Origin of the sequence: Enterobacter cloacae complex sp. ECL352, assembly GCF_020149545.1 — a bacterium.
Classification (GTDB): Bacteria; Pseudomonadota; Gammaproteobacteria; order Enterobacterales; family Enterobacteriaceae; genus Enterobacter; species Enterobacter asburiae_B.
Genome location: NZ_CP083709.1, coordinates 3,847,106 through 3,866,828, shown reverse-complemented (window position 1 = coordinate 3,866,828; position 19,723 = coordinate 3,847,106). Strand labels below are relative to the sequence as shown.

14 protein-coding genes and 2 pseudogenes are annotated in these 19,723 nt (G+C 53.9%); 5 read left to right on the top strand and 11 right to left on the bottom strand.

Going from position 1 to position 19,723, the window contains the following annotated elements:
- Window positions 1-72: 72 nt before the first annotated feature.
- The 5 genes from rpsA to LBF07_RS18680 form a co-directional block, all read right to left on the bottom strand.
- Window positions 73-1,746 (bottom strand): 30S ribosomal protein S1, encoded by a 1,674-nt coding sequence (gene rpsA / locus LBF07_RS18700; RefSeq protein ID WP_008499966.1) that lies wholly within the window; start codon window positions 1,744-1,746, stop codon window positions 73-75.
- A gap of 111 nt (window positions 1,747-1,857) precedes the next feature.
- Window positions 1,858-2,541: a (d)CMP kinase gene (cmk, locus tag LBF07_RS18695; protein WP_013097305.1), complete on the bottom strand. Its 684-nt coding sequence runs from the start codon at window positions 2,539-2,541 to the stop codon at window positions 1,858-1,860.
- Window positions 2,542-2,726: 185 nt separating this feature from the next.
- Window positions 2,727-4,010: a 3-phosphoshikimate 1-carboxyvinyltransferase gene (gene aroA, locus LBF07_RS18690; RefSeq protein WP_032658201.1), complete on the bottom strand. Its 1,284-nt coding sequence runs from the start codon at window positions 4,008-4,010 to the stop codon at window positions 2,727-2,729.
- Between the two features lie 69 nt (window positions 4,011-4,079).
- A complete protein-coding gene (gene serC, locus LBF07_RS18685) occupies window positions 4,080-5,168 on the bottom strand; it encodes a 3-phosphoserine/phosphohydroxythreonine transaminase (protein WP_029739497.1) in 1,089 nt (362 codons plus the stop codon).
- A 162-nt stretch (window positions 5,169-5,330) separates the two neighbouring features.
- Complete coding sequence (locus tag LBF07_RS18680) at window positions 5,331-6,023, bottom strand: DUF421 domain-containing protein (protein ID WP_023310994.1); 693 nt, start codon at window positions 6,021-6,023, stop codon at window positions 5,331-5,333.
- A 127-nt stretch (window positions 6,024-6,150) separates the two neighbouring features.
- Here LBF07_RS18680 and ycaO point away from each other — a divergent pair, with 127 nt between their 5' ends.
- The 4 genes from ycaO to pflA all read left to right on the top strand — a co-directional run bounded on the left by ycaO (window position 6,151) and on the right by pflA (window position 12,454).
- The gene (gene ycaO / locus LBF07_RS18675) at window positions 6,151-7,911 is read left to right on the top strand and encodes a 30S ribosomal protein S12 methylthiotransferase accessory factor YcaO (protein WP_094935410.1); all 1,761 of its coding nucleotides are present in this window, start codon (window positions 6,151-6,153) and stop codon (window positions 7,909-7,911) included.
- Between the two features lie 406 nt (window positions 7,912-8,317).
- A complete protein-coding gene (focA, locus tag LBF07_RS18670) occupies window positions 8,318-9,175 on the top strand; it encodes a formate transporter FocA (protein ID WP_008499974.1) in 858 nt (285 codons plus the stop codon).
- Window positions 9,176-9,226: 51 nt separating this feature from the next.
- Window positions 9,227-11,509 carry a formate C-acetyltransferase gene (pflB, locus tag LBF07_RS18665; protein WP_033145088.1) on the top strand — a complete coding sequence of 761 codons (2,283 nt, stop codon included), beginning with the start codon at window positions 9,227-9,229 and terminating at the stop codon, window positions 11,507-11,509.
- Between the two features lie 204 nt (window positions 11,510-11,713).
- Window positions 11,714-12,454, top strand: a complete 741-nt coding sequence (gene pflA / locus LBF07_RS18660) for a pyruvate formate lyase 1-activating protein (protein WP_023310991.1) — start codon at window positions 11,714-11,716, stop codon at window positions 12,452-12,454.
- Window positions 12,455-12,489: 35 nt separating this feature from the next.
- Here the strand turns inward: pflA and LBF07_RS18655 are convergent, their stop codons facing one another.
- The 4 genes and pseudogenes from LBF07_RS18655 to LBF07_RS18640 all read right to left on the bottom strand — a co-directional run.
- On the bottom strand, window positions 12,490-13,011 hold the full coding sequence (locus tag LBF07_RS18655; RefSeq protein ID WP_023310990.1) for an anti-virulence regulator CigR family protein: 522 nt from the start codon (window positions 13,009-13,011) through the stop codon (window positions 12,490-12,492).
- Between the two features lie 123 nt (window positions 13,012-13,134).
- Complete coding sequence (locus tag LBF07_RS18650) at window positions 13,135-14,283, bottom strand: MFS transporter (RefSeq protein WP_094935409.1); 1,149 nt, start codon at window positions 14,281-14,283, stop codon at window positions 13,135-13,137.
- Window positions 14,284-14,558: 275 nt separating this feature from the next.
- The gene (locus tag LBF07_RS18645; protein WP_094935408.1) at window positions 14,559-15,422 is read right to left on the bottom strand and encodes a dimethyl sulfoxide reductase anchor subunit family protein; all 864 of its coding nucleotides are present in this window, start codon (window positions 15,420-15,422) and stop codon (window positions 14,559-14,561) included.
- Between the two features lies 1 nt (window position 15,423).
- Window positions 15,424-15,915 (bottom strand): annotated as a pseudogene (locus LBF07_RS18640) (4Fe-4S dicluster domain-containing protein); the annotation flags it as partial.
- 71 nt (window positions 15,916-15,986) lie between these two features.
- Here LBF07_RS18640 and LBF07_RS18635 point away from each other — a divergent pair.
- Window positions 15,987-17,107 (top strand): IS3-like element ISSen4 family transposase gene (locus LBF07_RS18635; protein ID WP_087451024.1). Its coding sequence is split into 2 segments (ribosomal slippage): window positions 15,987-16,245 and window positions 16,245-17,107, totalling 1,122 coding nucleotides; the frame shifts between segments, so codons are not numbered across the junction.
- A 30-nt stretch (window positions 17,108-17,137) separates the two neighbouring features.
- Here the strand turns inward: LBF07_RS18635 and LBF07_RS18630 are convergent.
- Window positions 17,138-17,266: pseudogene (locus LBF07_RS18630) on the bottom strand (4Fe-4S binding protein); the annotation flags it as partial.
- Window positions 17,267-17,276: 10 nt separating this feature from the next.
- The gene (gene dmsA / locus LBF07_RS18625; protein WP_094935407.1) at window positions 17,277-19,721 is read right to left on the bottom strand and encodes a dimethylsulfoxide reductase subunit A; all 2,445 of its coding nucleotides are present in this window, start codon (window positions 19,719-19,721) and stop codon (window positions 17,277-17,279) included.
- Window positions 19,722-19,723: the final 2 nt, after the last annotated feature.

Here is a 19,723-nt window from a genome sequence, read left to right as displayed (position 1 = left end):
ATCTGTCAAGTTTGCTCCTCATCCTTCACGCTGTAAATGCGTTACAGCGCAAATGATACTGAGAACCTGATATTACTCGCCTTTAGCTGCTTTGAAAGCTTCAGCCATTGCGTTGTTAGAGAAGTTTGCATCTTCCTGTTTGTTAACAGTTGCGATTGCATCTTTCTCATCAGCTTCGTCTTTAGCACGAACAGACAGGCTGATTGCACGGTTCTTACGGTCAACACCGGTGAACTTAGCTTCAACGTCGTCGCCTACGTTCAGAACCAGAGTGGCATCTTCAACGCGGTCACGTGAAGCTTCAGAAGCGCGCAGGTAACCTTCAACGCCGTCAGCCAGTTCTACGGTTGCGCCTTTAGCGTCAACTGCAGTCACTTTACCGTTTACGATTGCGCCTTTCTTGTTCAGTGCAACCCAGTTGTTGAACGGATCTTCTGCGAGCTGTTTAACGCCCAGGGAGATACGCTCACGCTCTGCGTCAACCTGCAGAACAACTGCAGCGATTTCGTCGCCTTTTTTGTATTCACGAACTGCTTCTTCGCCTGCAACGTTCCAGGAGATGTCAGACAGGTGAACCAGGCCATCGATGCCGCCGTCCAGGCCGATGAAGATACCGAAGTCAGTGATAGACTTGATTTTACCTTCAACACGGTCACCCTTGTTGTGGGTTTCCGCGAACTGCTGCCATGGGTTGTTTTTGCACTGTTTCAGGCCCAGGGAGATACGACGACGTTCTTCGTCGATATCCAGAACCATCACTTCCACTACATCACCAACGTTAACAACTTTGGATGGGTGGATGTTTTTGTTGGTCCAGTCCATTTCGGAAACGTGTACCAGACCTTCAACGCCTTCTTCGATTTCAACGAAGCAGCCGTAGTCAGTCAGGTTGGTTACGCGACCAGTCAGTTTAGTACCTTCTGGGTAACGCTTAGCGATAGCTACCCATGGATCTTCGCCCAGCTGTTTCAGGCCAAGGGATACACGAGTACGCTCGCGGTCGAACTTCAGCACTTTAACAGTGATTTCGTCGCCCACGTTCACGATTTCGCTTGGGTGCTTAACGCGTTTCCATGCCATGTCGGTGATGTGCAGCAGGCCATCAACGCCGCCCAGGTCAACGAATGCGCCGTAGTCAGTGAGGTTCTTAACGATACCTTTGACTTCCATGCCTTCCTGCAGGTTTTCCAGCAGCTGATCGCGTTCTGCGCTGTTTTCGGATTCGATAACGGCACGACGGGATACAACAACGTTGTTACGCTTCTGGTCCAGCTTGATTACTTTGAACTCAAGCTCTTTGCCTTCCAGGTGCAGAGTGTCACGAACTGGACGAACGTCTACCAGAGAACCTGGCAGGAACGCACGAATACCATTCAGCTCAACAGTGAAGCCACCTTTAACTTTGCCGTTGATAACACCGACCACAGTTTCAGCTTCTTCGTAAGCTTTTTCCAGCGTGATCCATGCTTCGTGACGTTTAGCTTTCTCACGAGAAAGCAGGGTTTCACCGAAGCCGTCTTCTACTGCGTCCAGAGCAACGTCAACTTCGTCACCAACCTGGATTTCCAGCTCGCCCTGGGCGTTTTTGAACTGCTCTGCCGGAATGGCGGACTCAGATTTCAGACCGGCGTCAACCAGTACTACGTCTTTGTCGATAGCAACAACAACACCGCGAACGATGGAACCCGGGCGGGTTTCGATTTCTTTTAAGGATTCTTCAAACAGTTGAGCAAAAGATTCAGTCATGTTTAATCTTCAGGTTAATATTAACGTCCACCTGGCTCCGTGCCGGATGGGGTTGTTTCACATACCCGCCGTCAATCCCTTGCAGCGGGGGTACTGCTAAATCGGTCGCGATTACGCGAGTGCCAGTTTTTGGCGCGCATATTGTAGCGCTTTTTCAATCACTTGCTCAATAGTTAAACTGGTTGAATCCAGAACTAATGCATCTTCTGCAGGAACAAGTGGGGCGACGGCGCGGTTACGATCGCGGTCATCGCGCTCTTTTATCTCGGATAAAAGGCGATCAAAGTTAACACTAAACCCCTTTTCCTGCAACTGAAGCATGCGGCGTTGAGCACGTTCTTCCGAAGAGGCGTCGAGGAAAATTTTCACAGGTGCATCAGGGAATACCACGGTTCCCATATCGCGTCCGTCAGCGATCAGACCCGGGGCTTCACGGAACGCGCGCTGACGACGTAACAGCGCCTCGCGAACGCGCGGGAACGCCGCGACCTGAGAGGCCGCATTAGCTACTTCCTGCGTACGGATTTCGCCGCTCACGTCTTCCCCTTCAAGGATGACTTCCAGGTTGCCATCGGTCGATACGAAACGCACATCCAGATGCGCAGCCAGCGGAACCAGCGCTTCTTCAGACGCGACATCCACATGGTGATGCAGCGCGGCCAGCGCCAGCACGCGATAGATTGCTCCCGAATCTAAAAGATGCCATTGCAATGCTTCCGCCATCGCTTTGCACAGAGTACCTTTCCCTGCGCCACTCGGCCCATCAATGGTGATTACCGGGGCAACTGCCGTCATCTTTTTCTCCTTAAATAAGGCATACCGTTTACATGAACGCCGCGCATTATACGCGCCAACGTGCGCAACTGTTACCTTTGCGTGCAAATTACGGAATGATTGAAGCAGAGTGTAGAAGAAATGAGCGGAGGTGTTCGTAATGAAGCGTAAGCAAATGCCGCATCGGGCGATGCGGCAAGGCGTTATCAGGCCAGCGTGCTAATGCGTGCCAGCTGTTCGAAGTAGTCCGGGAAGGTTTTCGCGGTACATTTCGGATCAAGAATGGTGACAGGCGTGTCTGACAGCGCCACCAGCGAGAAGCACATCGCCATGCGGTGATCGTTGTAGGTGCCGATTTCCGCAAACTGCAGTTTTGCCGGAGGGGTCACGCGAATGTAGTCTTCGCCCTCTTCCACCTCGGCACCGACTTTTCGCAGCTCTGTCGCCATTGCGAACAGGCGGTCCGTCTCTTTTACGCGCCAGTTGTAGATATTACGCAGCGTGGTCGTGCCTTTGGCAAACAGCGCCGCCGTGGCAATGGTCATCGCCGCATCCGGGATATGGTTCATGTCCATGTCGATGGCGTTCAGCTCGCCGTGGGTACAGGAGATGAAGTCATCGCCCCAGGTGACAATGGCACCCATTTTTTCCAGCACGTCCGCAAAACGGATGTCGCCCTGCACGCTGTTACGGCCAATACCGGTCACTTTTACCGTGCCGCCTTTAATCGCCCCCGCAGCCAGGAAGTAAGACGCGGATGACGCATCCCCTTCAACCAGGTAGTTGCCCGGAGACTGGTACTGCTGCGCCCCGCGCACCACGAAGCGCTGATAAGACTGATTTTCCACCTCAACGCCGAAGGTTTTCATCAGGTGCAGCGTGATATCAATGTACGGTTTGGAGACCAGCTCACCTTTAATGGTGATAACCGTATCCTGCGGTGCCAGCGGCGCGGTCATCAGCAGTGCCGTCAGGAACTGGCTGGAAACGCTGCCGTCAACCTCGACGTGACCGCCGGTAAAACCGCCGCGCAGACGCAGTGGCGGATAGTTTTCCTGCTCCAGATACTCAATCTGCGCGCCGCCCTGACGCAGGGCGTCCACCAGGTGACCAATCGGACGCTCCTTCATGCGCGGCTCGCCGGTCAGCACGATGTTGTTGCTCCCCAGGCACAGGGCCGCCGCCAGCGGGCGCATCGCGGTACCCGCGTTGCCCAGAAACAGCTCAAGCTCTTCGCCCGAACGCAGCGCGCCGCCGTTGCCGGTCACTTCGCAGCGGGTACGATCGTCGGAGAGAGTGTAATGAACGCCCAACGCTTTCAGCGCATTGAGCATATGGCGCACGTCATCGCTGTCCAGCAGGTTTGTGAGGACGGTGGTGCCGTTTGCCAGAGCTGCCAGCAGCAAAGCGCGGTTCGAGACACTTTTTGAACCAGGCAGATTAATGGTGCCATCTACCCGCGCGATAGGTTGTAACGTCAGGGATTCCATGAAAACTAAACTCTCAACTCAACATAATAAAAACCCCGCAGGGACGCTGCGGGGGTGAAAAACAGCAAATTAACCGTGACGACGTTCGAAGTCGATCATGAAATCCGTCAGGGCTTTAACGCCTTCCAGCGGCATCGCGTTATAGATGGAGGCACGCATGCCGCCAACGACACGGTGACCTTTGAGCGCATGCAGACCTGCCGCGAAGGACTCTTCCAGGAATACTTTGTCCAGGCTGCTGTCCGCCAACTGGAACGGCACGTTCATGCGGGAACGGTTCGCTTTCGCCACATCGTTGCGGTAGAAATCGCTCTTGTCGATCACGCCATACAGCAGTTCAGCTTTCTGCTGATTGACCTTGTCCATCTGCGCCACGCCGCCGTTTTGCTTCAGCCATTTGAAGACCAGGCCGGAGAGATACCAGGCAAACGTTGGTGGGGTGTTGAACATCGAATCGTTATCGTTCAGCACGGTGTAATCGAGAATCGAAGGACAGGATTTATGTGCTTTACCCAGCAGGTCTTCACGCACAACGACGATAGTCAAACCGGCCGGGCCGATATTTTTCTGCGCGCCCGCATAGATAACGCCGTAGCGGCTGACATCAATTGGCGCAGACAGAATGGTGGAGGAGAAGTCGGCGGCAACCACGACATCGCTACCGAAGTTTGGCGTCTCGTCGATGGCAATCCCGTCAATGGTTTCGTTCGGGCAGTAGTGCAGATACGCTGCGTTATCGGAAAGCTGCCACTCGCTCATTGGCTTCACGGCGCGCAGACCGTCAACGGTCACTTTGGCGTCGATAACATTCGGCGTGCAGTATTTATGCGCTTCTTTAACCGCGCTTGCCGCCCAGTAACCTGCGTCAACGTAGTCAGCCGTCGTTTTATCACCGAGAATATTCAGCGGAACGCCTGCAAACTGGCCGCGTCCACCGCCGTGACAGAACAATACTTTGTAGTTCGAGGGAATATTCAGCAGATCGCGAAAATCCTTTTCTGCCTCTTCCGCCACCTGAATAAACTCTTTACCACGGTGGCTGATTTCCATCACCGACGTACCGAGACCGTTCCAGTCACAGAGTTCCTGTTGAGCCTGTTTAAGCACGTCTGCCGGTAACATTGCCGGACCTGAACTGAAATTAAAGACTTGAGCCATTTCCCCTCACCACGCTAAAAGCCATAAGTTATAACTGTGGATATCGGTTTTATCATTCAGTGACACGCGCCGCAATATCTAAAACTTATGACCCGCGAAATGTGCCCCGCGTCACACAAAACAATCTGCCGCCTCGCCAGGACAAAACCGACAAAATGGCTGTCAGGTGATGCGTTTGGCCCGGCTAACCTTCGTCCATTCCGGATTTGCACAGCGGGGGCATAATTGACGATCCCCCGGCTGCATCGCGACAACATGGCTACATCTTACGCAAGCATACTCGCCTGATTCCGGTACGGTTCTGAAACGCTCAATGAGCATATCCGGCAGGATACACAGTCCCGGCTTCACCTCGTCGTCAGAATAGTAATAGACGCTGATCTGCCCGTTGGTTTCCATGATCGCCAGACGCACCTGCCCGAGCTGTTCAACGCTGTTCAGGCGAAGCTCCATAAAGAACTCAAACTCGGTCATATTGGCGCTTTGTACATTTTCCCAGGCCAGCTGTCCGTCCTCGACGATAACGACCGGCTTCCCTTCAAGCAGATCTTCCAGCTTTTCGCTTTTCGACATCAGCCACATGACAAGACGGTAAAGTAGCGCCAGTGAGACAAAAACGATAAACACCGGCACCATCGGCACGTCGTCATAAAAGGCGACGTCACCCGCCGCCGAGCCCAGCGTCAGGATGATCAACACCTCAAAGAGCGACATCTGCCGCACGCCTCGGCGGCCGGTGATTTTAAGAAACAGGAAGACGAGGACGAAGGTATACAGGCTGCGCAGCGCCACTTCGCCCAGAAATTCAGGAGGAACTTTATCAAACGCCATCCGCTGGAGATCAAATGCTTTCATTTTTCTATGCCTTAACAGTCAGTTACTGCCACTAAGCATAGCCCAGCCTTTTATTTTCGCCGAAGATAGCACCCGTCACGCAAAACCCGTATCATTGCGCGCTTTACGTACGATAAAAGTGAACGCCATGACTCAAACGTTTATCCCCGGCAAAGACGCCGCTCTGGAAGATTCCATCGCTCGCTTCCAACAGAAACTGACCGACCTGGGTTTTAACATCGAAGAAGCCTCCTGGCTCAATCCGGTACCTCACGTCTGGTCCGTGCATATTCGCGATAAAGACTGTGCCCTGTGCTTTACCAACGGTAAAGGCGCGACAAAAAAAGCGGCACTGGCCTCTGCGCTGGGTGAGTATTTTGAGCGTCTGTCCACCAACTATTTCTTCGCTGACTTCTGGCTGGGCGAAACCATCGCTAACGGCCCGTTCGTTCACTATCCAAATGAAAAATGGTTCCCGCTGACCGAAGATGACGAGCTGCCGGAAGGTATTCTCGACGCGCGCCTGCGTGCCTTCTACGATCCAGACAGCGAACTGACCGCCAGCATGCTGATCGATCTGCAGTCCGGAAACGACGATCGCGGTATTTGCGCCCTGCCCTTTACCCGTCAGTCTGACGAGCAGACCGTCTATATCCCGATGAACATCGTCGGCAACCTGTATGTATCCAACGGCATGTCCGCCGGAAACACCCGCAATGAAGCGCGCGTGCAGGGTCTGTCTGAAGTCTTCGAGCGTCACATCAAAAACCGCATTATTGCCGAATCCATCAGCCTGCCTGAAATTCCGGCAGACGTGCTGGCGCGCTACCCGGGCGTAGTGGAGTCCATCGCCAAGCTGGAAGCCGAAGGTTTCCCAATCTTTGCCTATGACGGCTCGCTGGGCGGTAAGTATCCGGTTATCTGCGTCGTGCTGTTTAACCCGACCAACGGTACCTGCTTCGCCTCATTCGGCGCGCACCCTGACTTCGGCGTGGCGCTGGAGCGTACCGTTACCGAGCTGCTGCAGGGCCGTAGCCTGAAAGATCTCGACGTCTTCACCCCGCCAACGTTTGACGATGAAGAAGTGGCCGAGCATACCAACCTTGAAACCCATTTCATCGACTCCAGCGGTTTAATTTCCTGGGATATGTTCAAGCAGGTCGCCGACTATCCGTTCGTGGACTGGAGCTTTGCCGGGACCACGGAAGAAGAGTTCGCCACGCTGATGGCCATCTTCAACGCGGAAGATCGGGAAGTCTACATTGCCGACTACGAACATCTTGGCGTCTACGCGTGCCGCATTATCGTTCCGGGCATGTCCGACATCTACCCGGCTGAAGATCTGTGGCTGGCCAATAACAGCATGGGCGCGCACCTGCGCGAAACGCTGCTGGCTCTGCCGGGCAGCGAGTGGGAGAAAGAAGATTATCTGAACCTGATCGCCCAGCTGGACGAAGAAGGCCACGATGACTTTACCCGCGTACGCGAACTGCTGGGCCTGGCGACCGGTAAAGACAACGGCTGGTATACCCTGCGCATCGGTGAGCTGAAAGCGATGCTGGCCCTGGCGGGTGGCGATTTGGATCAGGCCCTGGCCTGGACCGAGTGGACCATGGAATTCAACCAGTCGGTCTTCTCTGCCGAGCGCACCAATTATTACCGCTGCCTGCAAACCCTGCTGCTGCTGGCCCAGGAAGAGGATCGCGAGCCGCTGCAATACCTGAATGCTTTCGTGCGGATGTACGGAGCTGAGGCCGTAGAAGCAGCCAGTGCAGCCCTGAGCGGCGAAGAGCCGTTCTATGGCCTGCAGGCTGTTGATAGCGATCTGAAAGCCTTCCCGGCGCATCAGTCGCTGCTGAAGGCCTACGAAAAACTGCAGAAAGCAAAAGCCGCTTACTGGTCAAAATAAGCGCACATAACATTACCAGCTGTAGGCGTATTCAATCGTCTGGGCTATATTACGGGGCAATTTCATTGCCCCGTTTTTTATTTTCTTCGGCAATGACTGTTGATTGTAATAATAAAGTTAAACATGGGTAAATATAATAATATTTACCTGGGCTTTACTGTTACTTTTTATGGTAAATACTCCATATTAATTAACTGTGTCAGAGGTGGCTGAACGAAAAAATTCAACTCTTTTCATAACTTTTAAAATTTATTTTTATACGGATAATCAAATACTTACTCCGCATTTGCTGTAAAACCATACACACTGCGGGCCTATAAGCCAGGCGAGATATGATCTATATCAATTTCTCTTCTATAATGCTTTGTTAGTATCTCGTCGCCGACTTAATAAAGAGAGAGTTAGTGTGAAAGCTGACAACCCTTTTGATCTTTTACTCCCTGCTGCGATGGCCAAAGTTGCCGAAGAAGCGGGTGTCTATAAAGCAACGAAACACCCGATGAAGACGTTCTATCTGGCGATCACGGCTGGTGTGTTCATCTCTATCGCTTTCGTCTTCTACATCACCGCCACCACCGGTACTGCCGGAATGCCTTTCGGCATGGCCAAACTGATTGGCGGCATTTGCTTCTCACTGGGTCTGATTCTCTGCGTCATCTGCGGCGCCGACCTCTTCACCTCAACGGTGCTGATTGTCGTGGCAAAGGCCAGCGGAAGAATTACCTGGGGTCAGCTGGCACGCAACTGGCTTAACGTCTACGTGGGTAACCTGGTTGGCTGTCTGCTCTTTGTTTTGTTGATGTGGCTTTCTGGCGAGTACATGACCGCCAACGGTGGCTGGGGCCTTAACGTCCTGCAAACCGCCGACCACAAAATGCACCACACATTTATCGAAGCCGTTGCTCTCGGCATCCTCGCTAACCTGATGGTCTGCCTGGCTGTATGGATGAGCTACTCGGGTCGTAGCCTGATGGACAAAGCCTTAATTATGGTTCTGCCGGTTGCGATGTTTGTTGCCAGCGGCTTTGAGCACAGTATCGCGAATATGTTCATGATCCCAATGGGCATTGTCATCCGCGACTTTGCAAGCCCGGAGTTCTGGACCGCAGTTGGTTCATCCCCGGAAAGTTTCTCTCACCTGACTATTATGAATTTCATTACTGATAACCTGATCCCTGTCACTATCGGGAACATTATCGGTGGGGGTCTGTTAGTTGGGTTGACATACTGGGTCATTTACCTGCGTGGCGACGATCATCATTGATGGTTTTCTCAGGCAGTAAATAAAAAATCCACTTAAGAAGGTAGGTGTTACATGTCCGAGCTTAATGAAAAGTTAGCCACAGCCTGGGAAGGTTTTGCGAAAGGTGACTGGCAGAATGAAGTAAACGTACGTGACTTCATTCAGAAAAACTATACCCCGTATGAAGGTGACGAATCCTTCCTGGCTGGCGCAACTGACGCGACCACCAAGCTGTGGGACAGCGTAATGGAAGGCGTTAAACTGGAAAACCGCACTCACGCGCCAGTTGATTTTGACACCTCCGTTGCTTCCACCATCACTTCTCACGATGCTGGCTACATCAACAAAGCCCTTGAGAAAATCGTTGGTCTGCAGACTGAAGCACCACTGAAACGCGCAATCATCCCGTTCGGTGGTATCAAAATGGTTGAAGGTTCCTGCAAAGCGTATAACCGCGAGCTGGACCCAATGCTGAAAAAAATCTTCACCGAATACCGCAAAACCCACAACCAGGGCGTATTCGATGTTTACACCAAAGACATTCTGAACTGCCGTAAATCTGGCGTTCTGACTGGTCTGCCAGATGCGTATGGCCGTGGCCGTATCATCGGTGACTACCGTCGCGTTGCGCTGTACGGTATCGACTTCCTGATGAAAGACAAGTACGCGCAGTTTGTTTCCCTGCAGTCCGATCTGGAAAACGGCGTAAACCTGGAAGCGACTATCCGTCTGCGTGAAGAAATCGCTGAACAGCACCGCGCGCTGGGTCAGATCAAAGAGATGGCAGCAAAATATGGCTGCGATATCTCTGGTCCGGCTACCAACGCTCAGGAAGCTATCCAGTGGACCTACTTCGGCTACCTGGCCGCTGTTAAGTCTCAGAACGGTGCAGCAATGTCCTTCGGTCGCGTATCCACCTTCCTGGATGCGTACATCGAACGCGACATCAAAGCAGGCAAAATCACCGAGCAAGACGCTCAGGAAATGATTGACCACCTGGTCATGAAACTGCGTATGGTTCGCTTCCTGCGTACTCCTGAATACGATGAGCTGTTCTCTGGTGACCCAATCTGGGCAACAGAATCAATCGGTGGTATGGGCGTTGACGGCCGTACTCTGGTAACCAAAAACAGCTTCCGCTTCCTGAACACCCTTTACACCATGGGTCCTTCTCCGGAGCCGAACATCACCGTTCTGTGGTCTGAAAAACTGCCTCTGAACTTCAAGAAATTCGCCGCTAAAGTGTCCATCGATACCTCTTCTCTGCAGTACGAGAACGATGACCTGATGCGTCCGGACTTCAACAACGACGATTACGCTATCGCTTGCTGCGTAAGCCCAATGGTTGTTGGTAAACAAATGCAGTTCTTCGGTGCGCGTGCAAACCTGGCGAAAACCATGCTGTACGCAATCAACGGCGGCGTTGATGAAAAACTGAAAATGCAGGTTGGTCCTAAGTCTGAGCCGATCAAAGGCGACGTTCTGAACTTCGACGAAGTGATGGAACGTATGGATCACTTCATGGACTGGCTGGCTAAACAGTATGTCACTGCGCTGAACGTAATCCACTACATGCACGACAAGTACAGCTACGAAGCCTCTCTGATGGCGCTGCACGACCGTGACGTTATCCGCACCATGGCGTGTGGTATCGCTGGTCTGTCCGTTGCTGCTGACTCCCTGTCTGCAATCAAATATGCGAAAGTTAAACCAATTCGTGACGAAGACGGCCTGGCTGTAGACTTCGAAATCGAAGGTGAGTATCCGCAGTTTGGTAACAACGACTCTCGCGTTGATGACATGGCGGTTGACCTGGTAGAACGTTTCATGAAGAAAATTCAGAAACTGACTACTTACCGTAACGCTATCCCGACTCAGTCTGTTCTGACCATCACCTCTAACGTTGTGTATGGTAAGAAAACCGGTAACACCCCAGACGGTCGTCGTGCTGGCGCGCCATTTGGCCCAGGTGCTAACCCAATGCACGGTCGTGACCAGAAAGGTGCGGTTGCCTCTCTGACCTCCGTTGCTAAACTGCCGTTTGCTTACGCGAAAGATGGTATCTCTTATACCTTCTCTATCGTGCCAAACGCGCTGGGTAAAGACGACGAAGTGCGTAAAACTAACCTCGCGGGTCTGATGGATGGTTACTTCCACCACGAAGCGTCCATCGAAGGTGGTCAGCACCTGAACGTGAACGTCATGAACCGTGAAATGCTGCTCGACGCGATGGAACACCCTGAGAAATATCCTCAGCTGACCATCCGCGTATCTGGCTACGCAGTACGTTTTAACTCCCTGACTAAAGAACAGCAGCAGGACGTTATCACCCGTACTTTCACTCAGTCCATGTAACTGGAATTGACTGAAATCACGCGTTAAAAAGCGTACAATAAAGGCTCCACGTCAGTGGGGCCTTTTTAGCACCCTCTCCACCTCAGTCTCTTTTGTCCGCTATCTATACTCTATGGATATCAGCCAAAACAGACTTCAACACAGCCGGCTTTGAGCTGTGCATACTCAGGCCCCGGACGGGCCGATGCTGGAGATATCACCGCAATGTCAATTATTGGTCGCATTCACTCCTTTGAATCCTGTGGCACCGTCGATGGCCCGGGTATCCGTTTCATCACCTTTTTCCAGGGCTGCCTGATGCGCTGCCTGTACTGCCATAACCGTGACACCTGGGATACGCACGGCGGTAAAGAAGTGACCGTTGAAGACTTGATGAAAGAGGTGGTGACCTACCGCCACTTTATGAACGCGTCCGGCGGCGGCGTCACCGCATCCGGCGGTGAAGCCATTCTGCAGGCCGAATTTGTCCGCGACTGGTTCCGCGCCTGCCATAAAGAAGGCATTCATACCTGCCTCGACACCAACGGCTTTGTGCGCCGCTACGATCCGGTTATCGACGAGCTGCTTGAAGTGACCGATCTGGTGATGCTCGATCTTAAACAGATGAACGATGAGATCCACCAGAACCTGGTTGGCGTCTCAAACCACCGCACGCTGGAATTTGCCAAATACATTGCCGATAAAGGCATCAAAACCTGGATCCGCTACGTGGTGGTTCCCGGCTGGTCAGATGATGACGACTCCGCGCACCGCCTGGGGGAATTTACCCGCGACATGGGCAACGTCGAGAAAATCGAGCTTCTGCCCTATCACGAGCTGGGTAAACATAAATGGGTGGCGATGGGCGAAGAGTACAAACTTGATGGCGTGAAGCCGCCAAAAAAAGAGACGATGGAACGCGTCAAAGGTATTCTTGAACAGTACGGCCACAAGGTGATGTATTAAAGAAAAGCCCGGTGAAAACCGGGCCTTTTTATATTCTATTTAAAGACGCCGTTAATAACGGACGTCACAATGGCTGTACTCAGCGCAATTAAGACCAGGTCGTCTCCGACCACGCGCCATTCATAGCCAGGGTAGGAAGGAAGCTGACCCAGCATTGAGGCCGGCACGGTTTTCTTCGCAATGCCCGGAGGCAACGGCTTACCGCGCGCCAGGTTTTTCGCGATACCCGGAGGCAGAGAGTCATAGCCCGTTAGGCCATAATTCAGCGCCAGATGGCGGGCATGATCGAAGCTCACGCGAGCGTCGACATCGTTACCGACATCTTTACTGCTTTTAAAGCTTTTATCCGATTTTCCAGGGTTATCCTGACCGTTATTTTGCTTATTGCCATGGTTACCAGAATTTCCGTTACCATGATTACCGCCATTACCTTGCCCGCCACCGTTTCCGTGACCACCGCCATTCCCGTTTCCAGGATTAGCCATGACCGGAGCCGTTGCAAACGTTAAAGACAACACTACGGCAAGTGCGGTAGTGGAAAAACGACGAATAGACATGATTGCTGCCTTATAGTGGTAGGACTCACATGAATTATCGCCTGGCGCAATAAACAAACAATAAGTAAAACTCTTAGTTGTGACAGGGACAAAAAAGCCTGTCATCGACAGGCTTTTAATTAATCAGGCATGAGCCACAGGCGTTGGGTGTTCTCCCACTTTGCGCAGCAGCATTAAGAGATAAATAAACGATACGCTGGCGATCATGATAAACAATAAGTTATCAGAGTAATTCTGCATCAGCATCGCGGTAAACGTCGGCCCTAATAAGCTGCCGATGGTATAGCTCAGTAACAGCGCCTGGTTCATTGCCACCAGCTGGTGATGTTCAACTTTCTCACAGGCCCAGGCCATCGCGACCGGATAGAGCGTAAAGCCGGCCGCCCCGAGAATAAACAGCGCAGGCGCCATCGCGGCGTTGCTGAGCATGGCAAGGCATCCCATAATGACCACAAAGACCTGCACGCGCAGCACCAGCAGACGACCGAAGCGGTCCGCCAGACGGCCAATCGGCCACTGCCCGACGGTCCCCGCACTCACCATGACCGCCATCCAGAAACCAATTCCGGAATCGCTGACGCCCTGATGATTCAGATAGAGCGGCATCAGGCCGTAGAGCGAGCCCAGTACAATCCCCGAGATAATGCAGCCGTTAACGCCCAGGCGCGCCTGACGGAGTCTGAGCATCGGCCAGACGTGGGTCGCTTCCTGATGCTCGCTGTTCTGGTTCACAATGCGCGTGAAGAGCAGCGGCAGGATCGCGGCGAGCACCATGCCCGTTACCCACGGCAGAACGCTCATCAGATCGGTTGGCAGCTTGCTGACCATCAGTTGCCCCAGCACGGTGCCGACGTAGTAAACCATCATATAGGCCGCCAGCAGGCGTCCGCGGTTGCGGGAGGTGCCGCTGCACATCAGCGCGCTTTCAACCACCACCCAAATCATCGCGCAGCCTACGCCTGCGATAAAGCGCCATGCCATCCAGCTCCAGAAGCCGACCATCAGGCCCAGCCCGGCACACCCGGCGGCGAAAATCAGCGAAGCCAGATAATAGCTGCGATTAAAGCCAAAGCGCTTAATCAGGCTCCCGGTCATTAGCGTACCCAGCAGGTTCCCGGTAAAAAAGGACGAGCTGACCATACCCACCTGCCAGGTCGGTAAGTTTTCATGGGCGAGCCATAGCGGGACGAGCGTATTTAACACTGCGATCGCCAGGGTCAACAGAAGCAGGCCACAAAGCAACAGAAGCACTGGCCGGGTATAGGTGGTCATGGATTAAAAACCGTGAGGAAGTTCAGATTTCGTGCGCATCATGCCACTGGCAAAACCAAAGTCAATCCACTGATTTAGCCGCCTCGCACAATATGTTCCCTGTCGATTTAAAAAACTTATCCTGCTAATGCCACGCCTGCTGTAGATATTAATTATGTGTCTGTTTTTATTTATTAATGGGCGAAATTAAAACAAAACGACAGTCGAAAAATTTCATGATCGAAAAAAGAAAAAGCCGGGCACTCAGGCCCGGCTTGATATAACTCAATGCAACGTTAACTGGCGATAGCCATACCAACGGTCATATGCAAGCCGTAGAACACACCGCGGCCAATCAGTTCACCCGCCAGGACCAGCACAAAGGCCAGTGACAGCAGCGGCAGCGCGGGCTGATAACCTTTAAGCTGAGGAGCGATCCAGAATACCAACGCCGCGACCAGCAGAACGATGCGCCAGGCCATCAGAGAACCGTAGTCCGGCACCAGGGCAGAAGCCTGCTGGATAGAGCTGTGAATGGTTGCCAGTTCTGCCCCCTGCATCAGGGTGACCATCGCACTCACCACCAGCCCCAGCAGCGAAACAGCCGGCAGCAAACGCATTGCCCAGCCGTCTACGCCCGCCACGCGCAGCAGCAGGTAGCCCAGCAGCGGTCCGCCGATAAACATCGTCAGGAAGAAGCTCATCGGCGTCCAGACGCTGTACCAGGTTGGAACGGTATCGATGGTGTTATAGACGCGCACCATCATCCACACGAACACCACGCCCAGCACCATGGTCACGATCAGCCACAGGCTGCGCAGACCCGCAGGCAATTTCTTCAAAGCGGCCAGCAGCCAGCCCAGCCCACCGACGGCAAAGAAAATTGCCCCGCTGGCAATCTCGTTACTGAGGGATGAGGCCCCCACGCGGTTCAGAGAGTTAAACGCGCGCATCGGCGAACCCAGGTGCAGCGTAGAGGCGATAAACCCAATCCCCATCAGCACCCACAGGCCAAACATGCTCAACACTAAACGCTGCTGCTGTTCAGCGTTGAGATTCCCCTTCAGCAGCGCCAGCGCGAGCACAATGAAACCGCCCGCCACACACTGGCCAAAGACCGTGAAGATCATCAGCGGCCATTCATGCCATCCACTTCCCATCTCACACCTCCTTCGGATTTGCCAGGTAGCCGGTGGTGTCACCTGTAGGACGGCTGTTGGCGTTAGGTTTAATCACAATGCTCGGCTTCGTGAAGTGCGCAGACGGCAGCGGTGCCACTGCGGCAAGCTGACCGTGTTTTTGACGCAGCTCTTCAATCGGACCGAAGTCCAGCGCGCGCAGCGGACAGGACTCGACGCAAATCGGCTTTTTGCCGTCCGCCACGCGGGTGTGGCAACCGTCGCATTTGGTCATATGACCTTTGGCGGCGTTGTACTGCGGCGCGCCGTACGGGCACGCCATGTGGCAGTACCGACAGCCGATGCAGACATCTTCGTCCACCACCACAAAACCGTCTTCACGCTTGTGCATCGCCCCACTCGGGCAGACCTTGGTGCAGGCCGGATCTTCACAGTGGTTACAGGCAATCGACAGGTAATAGGCAAAGACGTTCTGATGCCAGACGCCGTTATCTTCCTGCCAGTCGCCCCCGGCTGACCTGCTCCCCGTTGATTAGTACACCCCGATGTTAGTAATGTCTTCATAAGCCACATGAGGACATCCCCATGAAGAAGCGTTTTTCCGACGAACAGATCATCAGTATTCTCCGCGAAGCCGAAGCTGGGGTACCCGCCCGTGAACTCTGCCGCAAGCATGCCATTTCCGATGCCACGTTTTACACCTGGCGTAAGAAGTATGGCGGTATGGAGGTGCCTGAAGTTAAGCGCCTGAAGTCGCTTGAGGAAGAGAACGCCAGACTCAAGAAGCTGCTTGCCGAAGCCATGCTGGATAAAGAGGCGCTTCAGGTGGCTCTTGGGCGAAAGTACTGACGACAGACCAGAAGCGGGAAGCCGTGATGTTGATGTGTGATGCGACCGGTCTGTCGCAACGTCGTGCCTGCAGGCTTACAGGTTTATCCCTGTCGACCTGCCGCTATGAGGCTCACCGTCCGGCTGCTGATGCGCATTTATCAGGGCGCATCACTGAGCTGGCACTGGAGCGCAGGCGTTTTGGCTACCGTCGTATTTGGCAGTTGCTGCGCCGTGAAGGGCTTCATGTTAATCATAAGCGCGTGTACCGGCTTTATCACCTCAGTGGCCTGGGCGTAAAACGCAGAAGACGTCGTAAAGGGCTGGCAACAGAACGTCTGCCGCTGCTCCGTCCGGCGGCGCCCAATCTGACCTGGTCGATGGATTTCGTCATGGACGCACTTTCCACCGGTCGCAGGATCAAGTGTCTTACCTGCGTCGATGATTTCACAAAGGAATGCCTGACGGTCACTGTTGCCTTTGGGATTTCAGGCGTTCAGGTCACGCGTATTCTGGACAGCATTGCACTGTTTCGAGGCTATCCGGCGACGATAAGAACTGACCAGGGGCCGGAGTTCACTTGCCGTGCACTGGATCAATGGGCCTTTGAGCATGGTGTTGAGTTGCGCTTAATCCAGCCGGGCAAGCCAACGCAGAACGGATTTATTGAGAGCTTTAACGGACGATTTCGCGATGAATGTTTGAATGAGCACTGGTTCAGCGATATCGTTCATGCCAGGAAAATTATTAATGACTGGCGGCAGGATTATAACGAATGCCGCCCGCACTCCACGCTGAATTATCAGACACCGTCTGAATTTGCAGCGGGCTGGAGAAAGGGTCATTCTGAGAATGAAGATTCCGACGTTACTAACTGAGTGTTGTATCTAATCGTGGGGGCAGGTCACCGCGTATTCGTAGATGCGGCGGAAGCTGACGTCAGGAGTCAGGTCTTTGTAATCTTTACAGGCCAGCTCGCAGGTTTTGCACCCGGTGCAACGGCTGGAATCAATAAAAAATCCATACTGGGTTGTCATCGGCTACTCCTTAAACCTTTTCAACTTGGACAAGGTTTGTGTGGGATGGGTTGCCCTTCGCCAGCGGCGACGGACGCTGCGTGGTCAGTACGTTAATACTGCCCGCCTGGTCGATGCGGTTGGCATCAGGGTTGTACCAGGCCCCTTCCCCCAGCGCCACCACGCCTGGCATCATGCGCGGCGTCACTTTGGCCTCAATGTGCACCTCGCCGCGGCCATTGAAGATACGCACGCGATCGCCATTGCTGATGCCGCGTGCTTTGGCATCCATCGGGTTGATCCACATCTCCTGACGGCAGGCGGCCTTGAGTACGTCGACGTTACCGTAGGTGGAGTGCACGCGCGCTTTGTAGTGGAAACCGGTCAGCTGCAGCGGGAATTTCGCCGTCAGCGGATCGTTATAGTTCTCGAAACCTGGCGTGTAGATCGGCAGCGGATCGATAACGTCCCCTTCCGGCAGCTCCCAGGTCGACGCGATTTTTGCCAGCTCTTCTGAGTAGATTTCGATTTTGCCCGACGGCGTGGTCAGCGGGTTCGCCTGCGGATCTTCACGGAACGCTTTGTACGCCACGTGGTGCCCTTCCGGATCGCGCTGTTTGTACATACCCTGCTTACGGAAGGTATCGAAATCAGGCAGGTCAGGGACCGCCTTACGGGAGAGTTCATGCAGATGGCGCATCCACCCTTCCTGAGTACGCCCCTCGGTAAACTGCTGCTCAACGCCAAGACGTTTCGCCAGCTCAGAGGTCATCTCATAAATGGTTTTGCACTCGAAGCGCGGTTTAATCGCCTGGTCGGTAAAGATCACGTAGGACATGTTGCCGCAGGAGGCGTCCAGCGCGAAATCCATCTGCTCAGAGGCCGTGCAGTCCGGCAGCAGGATATCGGCATATTTCGCCGAGGAGGTCATGTGGCAGTCGATGACCACAATCATCTCGCACTTCTTATCATCCTGCAGGATTTCATGGGTGCGGTTGATTTCGGAGTGCTGGTTGATGAGACAGTTACCGGCATAGTTCCAGATCATCTTGATCGGCACGTCCAGCTTGTCCTTGCCGCGCACGCCGTCGCGCAGGGCGGTCATTTCAGGACCACGTTCGATCGCATCGGTCCACATAAACATGGAGATGCTGGTCTGAACAGGGTTATCCAGCGTCGGCATACGTTCAAACGGCACTTCATACGAGCCTTCACGCGCGCCGGTGTTACCGCCGTGAATACCGACGTTGCCGGTCAGAATGGAGAGCATGGAGATGGCGCGAGTCGCGATTTCGCCGTTCGCATGGCGCTGCGGTCCCCAGCCCTGGCTGATGTAGGCCGGTTTGGCCGAGCCAATCTCACGCGCCAGCTGAACGATACGCTCGGGCGGAATACCGGTGATGGTGGACGCCCACTCGGGCGTTTTCGCCACGCCGTCGCTGCCCTGCCCGAGAATATAGGCTTTATAATGACCGTTAGCAGGCGCGCTGGCTGGCAGGGTTTTCTCGTCATAGCCGACGCAGTATTTATCCAGGAAAGGCTGATCGACGAGATTTTCTGTGATCATTACCCACGCAAGCGCCGAGACCAGCGCTGCATCGGTACCCGGACGGATTGGGATCCACTCGTCTTCACGTCCGGCGCCGGTGTCGGTATAGCGCGGATCGATAATGATCATGCGGGCATTGGATTTGGCGCGGGCCTGTTCCAGGTAGTAGGTTACCCCGCCGCCGCTCATGCGTGTTTCGCCCGGGTTGTTACCAAACAGCACGACCAGCTTACTGTTTTCGATATCGGACGGGCTGTTGCCGTCCGCCCAGCCGCCGTATGTGTAGTTCAGGCCAGCAGCAATCTGCGCCGATGAGTAGTCACCATAGTGATTAAGATAACCACCGCAGCAGTTCATCAGACGTGCCACCAGCGTTTTACCCGGTGGCCAGGAGCGGGTCAGCGTACCGCCGAGCGTCCCGGTGCCGTAGTTCAGGTAGATGGATTCGTTGCCGTACTCTTTGATAAGGCGCTGCATATTGGTGGCGATAATGTCGTAGGCTTCATCCCAGCTAATCCGCTCGAACTTCCCTTCCCCACGCTTACCGACGCGCTTCATCGGATATTTCAGGCGGTCCGGATTATACACGCGACGACGCATGGAGCGGCCGCGCAAGCAGGCGCGAACCTGATGTAACCCATCGTAGTTATCGTCCCCGGTATTGTCGGTTTCGACATATTTTATTTCGCCATCCACTACGTGCATACGCAGCGGACAACGGCTACCGCAGTTTACGGTACAGGCACTCCACACCACTTTTTCCGGAGCTGAGGCTGGGGATAGTGCATCAGCCGCTGAGGCCAGTCGGGTAAAAGGAAGCGTGAAGGCGCTGCTGGCTACGGCCAGGCCGCCTATTGCCGTGGTTTTCATCAACCCACGGCGAGTGACCTCGGCAGCCATTAATGCTTCAGGCGCGTTGATTTTCATAG